The sequence below is a fragment of the Vibrio sp. MED222 genome (assembly GCF_000153005.1).
Classification (GTDB): Bacteria; Pseudomonadota; Gammaproteobacteria; order Enterobacterales; family Vibrionaceae; genus Vibrio; species Vibrio tasmaniensis_A.
Genome location: NZ_CH902606.1, coordinates 1057587 through 1072283 on the forward strand (window position 1 = coordinate 1057587; position 14697 = coordinate 1072283).

Sequence of the window (14697 nt, forward strand, 5' to 3'; positions counted from 1 at the left end):
GCTAACCATCCGTTTCTTTAAAAGAGCTTAATAATCTCGCTTAGCCATTGACCAAATGTCGCCTGCCCACTCGGCGTTAACGTCCAGACAAAAGCCACAATATTAAGTGACACCGTCACGAAAAATGCAAATCTAAATGGTTGCTTCTGCGTTTTATGACGCAGTTTATCTTGAGCAATTAACGCCCCTAACCAACCACCAGCAACAGAAAAAATATGCAGAGTTTTCTCTGGTACACGCCAATTACCATTGATTGCCGCTCTCTTGTCCTTCGCGTACACAAAAAACGTCACTATTCCGATAACTAAATACCACACCAAGAGCGCTTTTGAACTTTCTGAAAACAACGCAGATACCGCTACCAATACCAGATAAGTAATAGCGATTTGAATAGATGAAGACAACATCAACTCCTTTGGATAATGAACAACATAGCGTCACCATTCCACATTAAAGACTCACTAAGGCTATTTGAGGCGAATGAGTACAAACTTTTTTTGATAGGAAAAACAACCTACGAGTGAAGTGCCACTAAGCTCACATAAATAAGGCGTAGTTATCACCCCTAGCGACTACTCCTATCTTCTACGCCTATGGCTAACCAACTGTATTTTATGAGCTATTGAACCAATAAAAAAGCGCGTTAACCACCACAATCCGTGATATCGACACTAGGTTTCCTATTTTTACGGATTAAAAATAACTTAATACATAAGCGTCACAAATAGTGGAGCATCGTTAAGCCTAGGATATTCATCTTCGTAAAAAATATGGATATCAAAACGTGAACGAAATAAATACCAATAAACACGAGATTCTACAAAGTACCTTGAAGATTGCAAAAACAAAGAGCTTCAATATTGCGCAAACAAACAACTTCAAACGTTCAGCTTTAGCCAAGGCGATATTGCCTCTCGTCACCGCGACCTTGGTAGCAGGCTGTGGAAGCGACACTAGCAAAACAAACTCTGACAGCAATAGTCTATATAAAGCCGCTGAAAACGAAGTTGTTATTTATTACAAACGAGATGTTGCAGCGGCTCGCGCTTCTGGCTCGACCTACGACGGCTGGGGGCTTCACCTTTGGAATGGTGAAGGTTGTACGAGCACTGACTTAGTCGGCATGGGATTAGGTAACAATGGGACTGACTGGGATGTACCTTATGAATTCAAGGGCATCAATGATACCTATGGCGCCTACTACGTGTTGAACGTCGACCCAGATGCATCCGACCCTCATAAGTGCATGAACTTCATCTTGCATAATGGCGGCGATAAGGCGTTTGGCAGCGCCAACTCGAAAATTGATCTCACCAAACTGAGTCAATCTCAATCTGTATTCGGTTTCCATGGCAGCAGCGCGCTGTACTACGAACCGATTTCAGAACGCCCAGTTAAGATTGATGGCCAGAAGGCACATTGGTTGGACTCAAACACAATCGCTTGGGAAGCTGCAGACGGTGCCGATTCTCTCAAGTTGTTTTACGCACTCGATAACAGCATCACGATAAACGATGATAAGGCGATCGTCGGTGGGCAGGCCGTTGAACTCAAAAAAGATGGCAAGCTATCCTCTGCATTAAAAGAACGCTTCCGTCATCTAGCAAGCCTACCCGCTTTATCAATTGATGTTGACGACAGCACGCTGCGCACCATCTTGAAATCTCAGATCATTGTTGTTGCGTATAATGCGAATGGCGACGTTATCTCTTCAACTGAAGTTCAAAAGCCCGGCGTACTTGATGCTGTATTTGCCAACGAAGAGGCCGGTAACGCAATCGGAGAAACACTGGGGGCGATTGTGGAAGGCAGCACGACGACCTTCAAGCTTTGGGCCCCTACTGCGCAAGATGTTGAACTCGTCCTCTACAGCGAAGACCGACAAAGTTCTAAAGTGCTCCCAATGACAGAAAGCTTGGAAACAGGCATTTGGGCAACGGATTCAATTTCTAACGCCGTGAATAGTTATTACCGTTACCAAGTGAAGGTTTATCACCCAACCACTGGTAATATCGAAACTCGCCTTGTGACCGACCCATACTCACTCGGCTTGTCGAAGAATTCAGCATACTCTCAAGTGATTGACCTTGATGAAGCAGCACTGATGCCACAAGGTTGGGCTGGATATAAGCGCCCAACGGTTAAGAAAGACGAAGACCACGTACTGTACGAATCACACCTTCGTGACTTTAGCTTCAGTGATAAGTTAGGTACAGCAAGCTTAAACGGCAAGTACCTAGCGCTAACAGAAGCCGATCGTGAGTCAGTAAAACACTTGAAAGCTCTGAAAGATGCCGGTTTAACTACGCTTCATATCTTACCTGCATTCGATATCGCTACCATCAATGAAGATGATGCGAACCGCGTGGATATCACCGACACCGTTAGCAAACTCTGTAACGTAAAACCAACAGCGACTTTATGCGGCACCGAAGATGAAAACAAAACCATCGAAGCCGTACTCAACAGCTATAACTCTTCAACAGGCGATGCCCAAGCTCTAATGAACGATCTGCGTATGTTAGATAGTTTCAACTGGGGCTACGACCCATTCCATTACACCGTTCCAGAGGGAAGTTACGCGACAGATCCTAACGGTTCAAAACGTATTCTAGAATTCCGTCAAATGGTTAAAGCTGCGCACGACATGGATCTTAAACTGATCATGGACGTGGTTTATAACCATACCAATGCGTCTGGCGTGAACGATAAGTCCGTACTGGATAAGATCGTCCCTGGGTATTATCACCGCCTGAATGTGAACACTGGTGGCGTGGAAAGCTCAACGTGTTGTGATAACACCGCAACTGAAAACCTAATGATGGGTAAGTTGATGGTCGACTCACTCAAGGTATGGGCTGACGACTATAAGGTTGATGGTTTTCGTTTTGACTTAATGGGCCACCAGCCAAAAAGCGTAATGGTTGAAGCATTGAAAGAAGTGCGCAAGATCGACCCAAATACCCTGTTCTATGGCGAAGGTTGGGACTTTGGCGAAGTAGCAAACAACGCTCGCTTCGAACAAGCCAACCAGATCAATATGGCAGGCACCGAAATTGGCACCTTCTCTGACCGTTTGCGTGATGCAGTACGCGGCGGTAGCCCATTTGATGGTGGTGTCGATTCTGAAGGTAAGCACCCACTTCGATTTAACCAAGGCTTCGGTAACGCCGCGTTTGCCAACGAAGAAACCAAAGTTGATCAAGATTCAGTCAACGGTCGTTTACACAACCAAGATCTTGTGCGTTTAGGCATGGCCGGTAACTTAGCCGAATACGTATTACTGGATTACAAAGGCGATACCAAACTGGGCAAAAACGTCGACTACAACGGCGCACCTGCCGGCTACACCAAAATGCCGTCAGAGAACATCTCTTACGTTTCCAAGCACGATAACCAAACTCTTTGGGATAACAACGCTTACAAAATCGCCGAAGGTACAAGCTCTGCAGAACGTGCTCGTATGCAGTCGGTATCGCTCTCGACCGTCATGTTGGGTCAAGGCATCCCGTTCATACACATGGGTTCTGAACTGTTACGTTCTAAATCGATGCAGCGTGATTCTTACGACTCTGGCGATTGGTACAACCGTGTGATGTTTGATGGTACTGGCAATAACTGGAATGTTGGCTTACCTCGTGAAGACAAAGATGGTGCCAACTGGGAACTCATCAAAACCATCATTGCCGACAGCACAGCTAAACCAGTAAAAGAAGACATTGACCTCACCAAGCAGCAATTCCTAGAGCTGTTAAAAATCCGCAGCTCAAGTGAACTGTTCCGCTTAGACACAGCAGAAGAAGTCATGAAGCGTGTCGACTTCCGCAATGTGGGCAAAGATCAAATCGAAGGCCTGATCGTGATGTCTATTGATGACGGAATCTCCACAGGCAAAGACCTAGATCCAACCGCTGATGCCATTGTGGTTGTCATAAACTCAACGAGTAAATCTCAATCATTCAAGATCACGGGAGCGACGGGCTTTACACTCCATACCATTCAGCAGAACTCTGCCGATGACATCGTGAAAGGCGCCACCTTTTCCGCTGAGACCTTCACCGTTCCGCCATTGACCACCGCGGTATTTGTGCAAACTCAAGGCGCATCACAAGGTGCTGGGTTATCGGTTGATAACTCACAAAAGGACGTATCTAAGATTCCGCCATATGGCAAAACGACCGTCTATGTACGTGGTGCAATGAACGGATGGAACCCGACGGACGCTTGGGCGATGAGCTTCGTTGGTAACGGCGTTTACTCTGTCAGTGGCGCTTTGGCTGTGGGTGAATATGGCTTCAAGTTTGGCGGTTCTACTTGGGGTATCTTGGATATTGGCTGTCACTCCGTCGACTTAGCTAAAGGCTCGATCAACATTGGCAGCGAAGGCGACTGTAAGTTGAATGTAACCGAAGCCGGCAACTACACATTCACACTGAATGCGATTCATCAACTCAATGACAGCGCAGAAAAAGCCGTGGTATCTGTGACGAAACAATAAGCTTCACATTCACATAATCATCACAGACGAGCCTGTTTTTTTGGGGAAGAGCGAGGGGAGGTATTAACCTCCCCTTTTTTTGAGCAGCCGCTCACATACCACAGCAACTACGCCCCGATTTTCTTACCCAAGGAGGATAAAGCCGCATTCTGATTAAGCTAGCCTCCTAACGATAACTTCTATATCAAATATAACGTCTATATCAAACATAACGTCTAGCACAGTTTCAACGACAAAGCCCTACAGCTCCACTTCTCGAGATGGAATATAAGTATGTACAACAAGAAACATTCAATCTATCAAGTTTTTACCCGTTTGTTCGGCAATCAGAATACACGGAACACACCTTGGGGAACCATTGAACAAAATGGCGTGGGCAAGTTCAGTGACTTCACCAATAAAGCGCTGACAGAAATTAGAGAACTCGGCATCACTCATATTTGGTACACCGGAGTACCACATCATGCTGTGATCAACGACTACAAGCACATCGGCATCTCAGACGATCATCCAAGCGTTGTAAAAGGACGGGCTGGCTCACCTTATGCCGTCAAAGATTACTACTCCGTAAACCCAGATCTTGCTGACAACCCAGCGCAGCGTTTACAGGAATTCGAAGCCTTGATCAAAAGAAGCCATGAAAATGGTTTGAACGTCATCATTGATATCGTCCCTAACCACATTGCCCGTAATTACCAAGGCTTGAATAACCCAGAAGGCGTACGTGACTTTGGCGATCAAGATGACACGACGGTTGAGTATCATCGCAACAATAACTTCTATTACATTCCTGACAGCGCATTTGAACTGCCCGAGATCGAACCTGCGTTCATTCCTCTTGGTGGCGAACAACACCCGAATTTAGCCTCACCGTTTCTTGAATCCCCAGCCAAATGGACAGGCAACGGATCGCGCTTGAGCAAACCTAACTTCGACGATTGGTATGAAACCGTAAAAATTAACTATGGCGTGCGACCAGACGGTTCGAAAGACTTCCCTGAACTACCGGATGATTACGCGATGCGTGATCACCTCGCCCACTACCATTTCTGGCAGCAAGTTGATGTGCCGGATTCATGGATTAAGTTTCGAGACATCGCCTTATATTGGTTAGAAAAAGGCGTCGATGGATTTCGCTACGATATGGCAGAAATGGTACCGGTCGAATTCTGGAGCTATCTCAATTCATCAATCAAAGTAAAGAATCAAGACGCCTTTTTGATGGCGGAAGTGTATCAACCGGATCTTTATCGTGATTACATTCGCTTGGGTAAAATGGACTACCTGTATGACAAAGTCGATCTTTACGACGGCCTAAAAGCAATCATGCAAGGTAAGGCTTCAACGGCAATCATCCCTGAGATCCAGCATCAAATGATGGACATCGAACACCACATGATGCACTTCTTAGACAACCACGATGAGCAGCGTGTCGCGTCTCCTGAGTTTGTTGGTAACCCACACATAGCCAAACCAGCCATGTTAGTCAGTGCGCTATTAAGTAGCTCTCCCACCATGATTTACTTCGGGCAAGAAGTCGGCGAACCGGGTGCGGAGAATGCAGGTTTTGGACAACCTTCTCGCACGTCTATATTTGACTACATCGGTGTTCCTCAACATCAAAAATGGATGAACGGAGGAAAGTTCGATGGCGGGCAGCTCAACGATGACGAAAAGCAGCTCAGACTCTTCTACCAACAAGTGATGACGTTTTCATTGAACCATTCATCGATGACCGGAGCGTACCAAGACTTACACCAATCCAATCAGCTAAGTGATTCTGTTTATGCTTTCTTGCGTTTTGATAACCAAGAACTGGTTATCGCCGCGGCTAACTTCAGCCAAAGAAAAACAGACCACATTCAGTTGAAGGTGACGGCAGAGGTTATTCAAAAACTAGGCATCGCTGACGGAAGCTATACGCTCCAAGAACATATTGAAGGCGTCCAACAACAGACGCTGTATGTGGAAAATGGTGTCGGTTACTTCAGTGCAGAATTCCCCCCCCTAGCCGCTTTCGCTTGGGTGTTACCCCTTTAATCAATCGTTCTAAAAGTAACTGGTGATGACGGCGTTAAATCAGAGGAAACGGTACTTAACGTCGTCTTCGGATAAGTAAAATTCAGACGGTCGTTGGTTTTCAAAGCACGTTCTAAGCAGCTATGGCGGGTAGCTGTAACTTGTTTTTGCCCCAAAGCTTGTTGGCCCTTTTCAATAAGAAAACTGCGAGCTTGATTTATCCCTATCTAAGCTAATGATTCTCTAGAGTTGCTTATCCTGTTTCATACCTGCTTATGGTTTTACACAACCTTTTGATATAGGAGATGGTGATATGTTGAATGTTTCAACATATCACACAGAACTAACAAAAAAATCCCCGTATATTCAATTGATTATACGGATGTGCTTTGGATATAGTTGATGTAATAAGCAGCCAACATCAATATGTAAAGCTGTTAGCCCTTTTCCCTAAATTGTAAGAGGATCAATAATAAATGGTGGGAGGTACTTCAAATGGTACAGTTTATGCTCATGCTTGGTTTGCTGCATCAGCAAAAAGAGCCCTAGAAGCTGAAAATTTTGGTGATACTTGTGCGGGAATTACAGTAGTAACGTTAACTGCATTCATGGTTGAAAGTTATTTTAACTACATTTGCTCAAGATTATTAAACAAGAGCGAGTTAATTGAAGCTGTGCTTGATTCCGACTTATCACTAGATGTTGTAGCGAAACTTGATGATTGCGGAAAGAAATTAGGCTTCGAAGAAAGAGTTGCAAAAGCATATGGTATTGATGAGCGGTATGAGTTACTCGCTAATAATCTGATCAAATTTTCACATGGGCAAAAATCTAAACAATTAGCAAAGTGCTTCGAAGAGAGCGGAAAGGATGGCGCTGATTTTACAGAAATAGATAACAAATTCAGAATTCCACCTATTGTAAAATGTAAGGCAATCTTAGATACGGTATCCCGTGACGAGCGAAAAAATAATGAATTTGTAAATATAGTTGTTCGCTTGTTCTCGGCGAGAAATTCACTTGCTCATGGTAAAACTGAAAGTGTAAGCAATACCTTTACCATAGATGATGAAGAAGTATCGCCAGAAAGTTGTCCTTCAGTCATAGCTTCTTGGCAGGAGTCGTGTTCTTTGGAAAAAGCACAGAGTTACTATGGAACTTGTACTGAATTAGTGAACTATATTGGTAAGTTAGCATTAGATGAAGAGCACCCATTGTTAACATTGTCATCTCAGGTGTCAGGATTACAGGGCCATACAAAGCATTTAAGAGAAGCTTAGATGAAGAAAATTTTCAAATTAAAGCAATGGTTAAGCATCGATGATGTTGCTAGAAGATTATCTTATATCTGTGAAGAAGATGTATCAGATAAAGATATAGTTCAACTATGCATTGATGGAGAACTTGATATCTGTTGGCTTGTGAGACATGGCTGGGCTCGAGAAGCTGCAATGTATACAAGTCTTATTGGAGGATGGTTTTTAGAAAATATAACCCAAGATGTGACACATAAATCAATATTGGATTACACACTTGATGAATTAATGACCAATTACGTTTGTGGACCAAAGGCCATTAGCCTTTCTATTGGTTCATTATCAGATCCTTTCCGCATTGAAGGCCCTCTCAAGATACAGTTGAATACTGGCATTTTTAAAGATCATTTATTGTCCTTTATTACAGGGACAGATTCGGAGTTAGTTAACCTTGAAGGGTGCTTATTATTAGATTCAGAAGGACGGTATGTTCAGCCTGTCGACTTTTTAACTACTAATGATGGGGAGGCAGTATTCGATCGACTCGCTGAAAGAGCTTATCCCACGGATGATTTACCGGAATTTAATGAGTTAGTTGTACTACGTAAGGACTTGGAAGTCCTTGAGCAAAAGATAACAGAGCCAGAAAAAAGACTATTGAGAACACCTGAAGATACTTTAGTTTCTAGTTTAGGTTTAATGGCGTTAATGCTAAGTGAACAATCTTCAAAGTATAAAAAAGGAACAACGGCAAACTGTAGTCAAATTGCTCAAGATATCAGTAAATTGGCAGCTAGGCATGGTGTGGAGCTAGACATGGTGTGGAGCTAGACAAGGCATCAAACCTAAACAGAGATATTTCAGCTGCATTAAAATCACTTAAAAAATGGCAGCCATAAATAATTTCGGCTAACCACCAAAAAGCCACATGAGTTCTGCACTATTGGGTTACTTAGCAAGAAGGAGTAACCTAATGAAAGTAAACTGGAAATCGACACTCATCTACATTCTTATATCAGTAGAACTTTATGTAGAAATTCGTTTTGATGACATGATTTTTATATTTGGTACGAGTATTACGAAATAATTCAGTTATCAAAGCAATCAAAGTGATGCATTACACTCGGCGGTTTTGGTACGGGGTTCAGTGTGCTTTGCTAGTACGGTGGGGCACACCTTATTACAGGCGTTACCTTCCATACCAAACCTAATCAATAACATTCTAATTTAGTAATATAACTGACTCACTTTTGTCCAAAACCGTTCCAGCACGATCTCAGTTACCTCATCCATTTCTAAGATAAACCGCTCCCGATTACATTCCACTGGTTTACTATTTTTCCATTCGCTTTTTATGGTTAAAATGCCTTATGGTACAAACAATCGAATTATAGATACTTGCGGGCTTTGCCGCAGGTATTCCTCATTTACACGAAAAGACTGATTATGAATTTTGATATCAATGCACTGAAACACCACCAACTGGTCGAAGATGGTCAACTAGAAGGGTGTTACCTTCATCAACCAGCACAGGGCAGCCAGCAAGACGATGACGCTGTTTTAGCAGAGCGCCAAGCGCTAGAAAAATTGGGGTATAAGGTAGTACAGGTACAAGCCAAAGGTGGGGCAACAACCTTTGCTGAAGCGATGCAAAAGTTTGCGAAGAAAACAGGTCACCAGACCAAAGAGTAAGCGAATGGGTGTAGAGGGGCTTTCTATTACGGCTGATAACCTTTGGATTTTAAAGCGAACACATCATAAAGCTTTTTAACAACAGCCGCTTAACTCGAATTAAAACACACCCCGTAAGTCACTAAACGGGGTTATAAGTACATGAGCTAAATCTCTGCTATAACTTTATTTATGTATGATGCAATAATCAACGAGAGCCATTGATATGTCTTGTTTTTGCCTTAATAAGACTAGGCCTGTAACCGTGCCATTATTCACCTCATAAAACAGCCTAAAACCCGATTTTTTGAACTCTCTGATACTAGTGACCCCCAACCCTACAAGCTCAGAACATCTAGAGTACATGTTAGGGTTATGGCTCACATTTTCTTCAAAGGCATCTAAAAGACTCTCAATCCCTTCAATGACTGATTTTTCATCATTCCATTGAGTTAGGTGATCAATCGAATCATTTAGCGAATTTTCAAATGTTTCCGTGTATTGAATTTCTACTTTATGAGTCATATTTACCTTTGTTACTTACGGGCAGCTAATCGACTTCTTAAATCTCTAGACGAAGTTACACGATCTTGAACAACATCATTTTTTGCAAAGCTAACCAGTTTCATTAGCGCAATGGCATCTTGACGTTTTTTATGGTCTTCATACGACTCAACTACATACGTAGGTTTTCCATTTTGCGTGATCGTTAGTGGTTCACTTAAAGGCAAGTTAGCCGCATTTTTTTTTAAGAAACTGACGGTTTCTACATTTGCTGTGTCCATAATCACTCACCCTGTTTGTATTTGTTGCTTTAGTTAGTTGAATGTCATCACTCATTCAATAGCTATATTGTACTACCCGATCACTACTAGTTCAAATTTAGACTTTATTTAAACTGCTCTGCACAACCAAGATTGGACGCTTACCCAAACGAGTTTCGTATTTCATGCAATGCTTAATCAAAGTTGGCTTTTTGTAAGATCTCAATGAACGTCTTGATCTTGAGGTCTTCCGCTCCCTGTTTCGCGTAGAGGCCAACGTTTCCTAGCTTAGAGTCATCAATCAGTAAGGTTTCGAAGCCTTTGTCTTTCATCCAATCGCACATTTTATGACTGTATGGCATGACAGCATCAGACATTCTTAACATATCTAAGCTCGCAAAAAGAGAGTCAACGTCATAGACATCTCGCCCAACCACCTCGGTATCACGCCCACCAGGCTGTGAATTTACGTGGTCAGACAGTACAGAGTTATGTCGAGAATGATCGGGGGTCACTTGGAGTATTGGAAACGCTAATGTCTCACGCCTTAACAAACTCGGATCTAAGTGTTTCTTCGTTAGCAACGGATGGTTGGCTCGAACAAACACCGCTTCTTTGTCTTGAAAGAGTGGGTAAAACGTTACTTTGCATCGCTCATGCAGCCCATAGATTTCATGGCCAACAAACAAGTCGATATCGCCTTGAACCAAGTGGTGCATCAAAGACAAGTTGTTACCGAACTCTAAATGTAGCGAGCCCATTTTTTCTTGTTGCTTGTATTCCTCAACCGCCTTGCAAACAAATTGTTCCCACCAAGCTTCCCCGGTGCCGAGTTTCAATTTACCGGATTGGCGCTGCTGCATGTCGGTAAAGCGGTGCATCAAAGACAGATGCTTTTCTTGCTGTTCTTGTGCAAACTCCCGAAACAACACCCCGTACTCAGTAAGCTCAACGCCTTTTGACTTACGAGTAAAAATAGCCACACCAACATCACTCTCTAATTTCTTGATCGCAGCGGTCAAGGAGGGTTGGCTAATATTCAGCTTTTCTGCGGCACCTTTAATACTGCCAGTATGCGCAACCATCAGAAAGTATCGGTATAGCTTGTTCATAGGATTCTCTTAGTTTGCATTCGATCACAAAATGCGAGGTTAGAAATTCAACAAATTAAACCACTGAACACAGTGCGCAGCGGATAAAGCTCATGATATAGGATTTTTCTATAGAGAGCATTAGTAATGCTATTTCCCAGTGTAAGATGAAATCACTATAGTAAGGTCAATTAACTTATTAAGTGGACATTGAGATGGAACAGAAATGGTGGCATGACGCAGTGGTCTACCAAATTTACCCGCGTAGCTTTTTAGACTCGAATAATGACGGTATCGGTGACCTAAATGGAATCATCAGCAAACTCGATTACCTCAAAGAACTAGGCATTAATGTCATTTGGCTCTCCCCTGTTTATCAATCTCCAATGGACGATAACGGCTACGACATCTCCGACTACCAAGCGATTGCTGAAGAGTTTGGCACGATGGAAGAGATGAAACGACTGATGGATGAAGCGAAGGAACGTGACATTAAGATTGTTATGGATTTAGTGGTAAACCATACGTCAGATGAGCACCGTTGGTTCGAGCAAGCACGCTCTTCAAAAGACAATCCGTATCGAGACTATTACATTTGGCGCGATGCAAAACAGGATGGCAGCGCACCGGATGACCAAGGTTCGATCTTTGGCGGAAGTGCTTGGCAGTGGGATGAACTCACACAACAATATTACTTCCATCTATTCTCGAAACGTCAGCCAGATTTGAACTGGGAAAACCCGAAGGTTCAAGAAGAAGTTCATACTATGATGAACTGGTGGATTGACCTTGGCATCGGCGGCTTCCGCTTAGATGTGATTGATCTTATTGGTAAAGAGATCGATAAAGGAATCACTGGTAACGGACCAAGGCTGCACAAGCTATTACAACAAATGAATCAGGCGACCTTTGGTAACAAGGATTTGTTAACCGTTGGAGAAACTTGGGGCGCGACTCCAGAAATAGCCAAGCTATACAGCGGACAAGATAGAAATGAACTTTCTATGGTGTTCCAATTTGAGCACATTACCCTGACATGGGAGAACGGTGACAAATGGAACCCTATTCCGCTTGATCTTCGAGAGTTCAAAAATGTGCTGACCAAGTGGCAGCTAGAGCTGGCCGATGGTGGTTGGAATTCCCTTTTTTGGAACAACCACGATTTGCCACGTTTGGTTTCAAAATACGGTGATGACAAACATTTCCGAGTTGAGTCAGCAAAAATGCTGGCGACGTGTTTGCACTTCTTGAAAGGCACACCTTACATCTATCAAGGTGAAGAGATTGGCATGACCAATGTCGCTTTTGACAATCTAGACCAATATAAAGATATTGAAACGCACAATTTCTATAAAGTAAAAACGGAATCGGGTGTCACTCATGAACACATGATGGACGCCATTCACGAGAACAGCCGTGACAACGCTAGAACACCCATGCATTGGAACAACCAACCAAATGCAGGCTTCTCTGACGGAACACCTTGGATTGAGCTGAATCCAAACTACCCAGAGATCAACGTCGAAAGTGCGTTGGCTGATCCAAGTTCCATATTTTATCACTACAAGACATTGATAGAGTTACGAAAAGTTCACCCAGCGATTGTCTACGGTTCATTCATCCCTGTTTTTGAAGAACACGACAAGGTTTTCGCCTACGTACGTGAGTTGGATGGTGAAATGCTGTTTGTAGTTTGTAACTTCTCAAACGACAACCTGACACTGGATATGCCTGAACAATACCAAACTCAGACGCTTGATTGTCTGATCAATAACTATCAAACGGTCACTGAGTTGTCAGCCAAGCTTGAACTGGCACCGTATGAATCATTTGCTGTAAAACTGTAATCATACGTTAAATGCAACACACCAAAGGCAAGGTTCTCCTTGCCTTTTTTATTGCCCAAAGCCATCGATTCTCTCCAACATTTCACATCTTAACCTAAGCAACCTAGCGCTTAGTTTTGGATGGCTTTCATCACCCAAAAATAGTTTGAGCCCGCCTTCACATTTCTCCATACGCGCCACTTCACAAAACTATGGCGATCGCCTGTAAAACAGCACTGTATCGGCATTGCTATAGCTTTTTACTATATCAAAGGTGCGTTTACCTATTTCTCAAAGGCTAAATTAGTCGATATTATTTTCAGCAGATAATAAGAACTGATAGAAGTGATTATCGTTATGGATAACCTTCTGAATATGGAATGAAACTATGAAACCTCTATTGAAAACACTGTCTATTTGTACCCTTGCTGCTCTTTTCAATGCACCGGCTTTTGCTATGGAAGAAGGTGAAATCACAATCTGGATCAATGGCGATAAAAGTTATGCCGGTCTTGCTGAAATTGGTAAACAATTCGAAGAAGATACTGGTGTAAAAATTAACGTTCAGTACCCAGACTCACTGGAAGCTAAATTCCAACAACACGCAGCAACAGGCGGCGGCCCTGACATCATTTTCTGGGCACACGACCGTTTTGGTGGCTACGCAGAATCAGGGCTACTTCACGAACTTAATCCAAGTAAAGAATTCAAAGAAAAGCTTGTCGACTTCAGTTGGGATGCGGTGACAGTCAACGGTAAAGTTGTGGGCTACCCTCTAGCAATCGAAGCACCTTCTCTAATCTACAACAAAGACCTACTTCCAAACCCACCAAAAACATGGGAAGAGCTTGCTGACATTCAGAAAGAGATGGCTAAGCAAAACAAAAAAGCCATCATGTGGGATGTGAAAAATGCGTACTTCACGTGGCCGATGATCTCTGCTGGTGGTGCCTTTGCGTTTGAAAAAACAGCAACAGGCTATGACGCTAAAAGCACAGGTGTTAACAATGCAGCGGGTGTTCGCGGCCTTCAATTCTTAGTTGACATGGTAAACCAAGGGGTAGTTAACCCGAATATGGATTACTCAGTCGCAGAAGCAGAGTTCACCAACGGCAATGTGGCAATGACCATTAATGGCCCTTGGTCTTGGGGTAACTTAGACAAGCTTGGTGTTAATTATGGCGTTGCGGAGCTGCCGACATTAAATGGCGGTAAAGGTAACCCATTTGTTGGAATCCTAAGTGCGGGTATCAATGCTGCGAGTCCAAATACTGATCTTGCTGTCGAGTTCTTAGAGAACTACCTATTCCAAGACGACGCTCTGAAAACCATGAATGATGACAAGCCTCTTGGCGCGGTGACACTAAAATCATTCCAAAAAATTCTTGAGAGCGATGATCGCATCAAATCAACCATGACGAATGCTGAAAACGGCGAAATTATGCCAAACATCCCGCAAATGACGGCTTACTGGTTCGCTGAAGGTGCGGCTATCGATAACGCAATGCAGGGCAAGCAAACCGTTAGAGAAGCACTAGACACAGCAGCGAAACAAATCACCAAATAACCTTT

At 43.3% G+C, this 14697-nt stretch carries 11 protein-coding genes; 7 read left to right on the forward strand and 4 right to left on the reverse strand.

The window, feature by feature from the left end; genetic code table 11:
* Positions 1-17 precede the first annotated feature (17 nt).
* Complete coding sequence (locus tag MED222_RS16990) at positions 18-407, reverse strand: DUF1294 domain-containing protein (RefSeq protein ID WP_009845854.1); 390 nt, start codon at positions 405-407, stop codon at positions 18-20.
* Between the two features lie 377 nt (positions 408-784).
* Here MED222_RS16990 and pulA point away from each other — a divergent pair, with 377 nt between their 5' ends.
* The 5 genes from pulA to MED222_RS16965 all read left to right on the forward strand — a co-directional run bounded on the left by pulA (position 785) and on the right by MED222_RS16965 (position 9465).
* Positions 785-4498, forward strand: a complete 3714-nt coding sequence (gene pulA / locus MED222_RS16985) for a pullulanase-type alpha-1,6-glucosidase (RefSeq protein WP_009845855.1) — start codon at positions 785-787, stop codon at positions 4496-4498.
* A gap of 273 nt (positions 4499-4771) precedes the next feature.
* Entirely contained in the window at positions 4772-6538 is a 1767-nt protein-coding gene (locus MED222_RS16980; RefSeq protein WP_009845856.1) for an alpha-amylase family protein, read from the forward strand.
* 455 nt (positions 6539-6993) lie between these two features.
* A complete protein-coding gene (locus MED222_RS16975) occupies positions 6994-7797 on the forward strand; it encodes a hypothetical protein (protein ID WP_009845857.1) in 804 nt (267 codons plus the stop codon).
* Positions 7798-8604: a hypothetical protein gene (locus MED222_RS16970; protein WP_009845858.1), complete on the forward strand. Its 807-nt coding sequence runs from the start codon at positions 7798-7800 to the stop codon at positions 8602-8604.
* 615 nt (positions 8605-9219) lie between these two features.
* Complete coding sequence (locus tag MED222_RS16965) at positions 9220-9465, forward strand: hypothetical protein (protein WP_009845860.1); 246 nt, start codon at positions 9220-9222, stop codon at positions 9463-9465.
* Between the two features lie 165 nt (positions 9466-9630).
* Here the strand turns inward: MED222_RS16965 and MED222_RS16960 are convergent, their stop codons facing one another.
* The 3 genes from MED222_RS16960 to MED222_RS16950 all read right to left on the reverse strand — a co-directional run bounded on the left by MED222_RS16960 (position 9631) and on the right by MED222_RS16950 (position 11320).
* Entirely contained in the window at positions 9631-9969 is a 339-nt protein-coding gene (locus tag MED222_RS16960; RefSeq protein WP_009845861.1) for a type II toxin-antitoxin system RelE/ParE family toxin, read from the reverse strand.
* An 11-nt stretch (positions 9970-9980) separates the two neighbouring features.
* A complete protein-coding gene (locus MED222_RS16955; RefSeq protein WP_009845862.1) occupies positions 9981-10229 on the reverse strand; it encodes a prevent-host-death protein in 249 nt (82 codons plus the stop codon).
* Positions 10230-10402: 173 nt separating this feature from the next.
* On the reverse strand, positions 10403-11320 hold the full coding sequence (locus tag MED222_RS16950) for a LysR family transcriptional regulator (protein ID WP_009845863.1): 918 nt from the start codon (positions 11318-11320) through the stop codon (positions 10403-10405).
* Between the two features lie 194 nt (positions 11321-11514).
* Here MED222_RS16950 and MED222_RS16945 point away from each other — a divergent pair, with 194 nt between their 5' ends.
* Positions 11515-13146, forward strand: a complete 1632-nt coding sequence (locus MED222_RS16945; protein WP_009845864.1) for a glycoside hydrolase family 13 protein — start codon at positions 11515-11517, stop codon at positions 13144-13146.
* 367 nt (positions 13147-13513) lie between these two features.
* Positions 13514-14692 carry a maltose/maltodextrin ABC transporter substrate-binding protein MalE gene (gene malE, locus MED222_RS16940; protein ID WP_009845865.1) on the forward strand — a complete coding sequence of 393 codons (1179 nt, stop codon included), beginning with the start codon at positions 13514-13516 and terminating at the stop codon, positions 14690-14692.
* The last annotated feature ends 5 nt before the right edge of the window (positions 14693-14697 follow it).

What these genes read in the sequence shown, in the direction of transcription:
- MED222_RS16990 (WP_009845854.1), bottom strand. Translation starts at nt 407, where the DNA reads ATGTTGTCTTCATCTATTCAAATCGCTATTACTTATCTGGTATTGGTA.
- MED222_RS16980 (WP_009845856.1), top strand. Translation starts at nt 4,772, where the DNA reads ATGTACAACAAGAAACATTCAATCTATCAAGTTTTTACCCGTTTGTTC.
- MED222_RS16975 (WP_009845857.1), top strand. Translation starts at nt 6,994, where the DNA reads ATGGTGGGAGGTACTTCAAATGGTACAGTTTATGCTCATGCTTGGTTT.
- MED222_RS16970 (WP_009845858.1), top strand. Translation starts at nt 7,798, where the DNA reads ATGAAGAAAATTTTCAAATTAAAGCAATGGTTAAGCATCGATGATGTT.
- MED222_RS16965 (WP_009845860.1), top strand. Translation starts at nt 9,220, where the DNA reads ATGAATTTTGATATCAATGCACTGAAACACCACCAACTGGTCGAAGAT.
- MED222_RS16960 (WP_009845861.1), bottom strand. Translation starts at nt 9,969, where the DNA reads ATGACTCATAAAGTAGAAATTCAATACACGGAAACATTTGAAAATTCG.
- MED222_RS16955 (WP_009845862.1), bottom strand. Translation starts at nt 10,229, where the DNA reads ATGGACACAGCAAATGTAGAAACCGTCAGTTTCTTAAAAAAAAATGCG.
- MED222_RS16950 (WP_009845863.1), bottom strand. Translation starts at nt 11,320, where the DNA reads ATGAACAAGCTATACCGATACTTTCTGATGGTTGCGCATACTGGCAGT.
- MED222_RS16945 (WP_009845864.1), top strand. Translation starts at nt 11,515, where the DNA reads ATGGAACAGAAATGGTGGCATGACGCAGTGGTCTACCAAATTTACCCG.
- malE (WP_009845865.1), top strand. Translation starts at nt 13,514, where the DNA reads ATGAAACCTCTATTGAAAACACTGTCTATTTGTACCCTTGCTGCTCTT.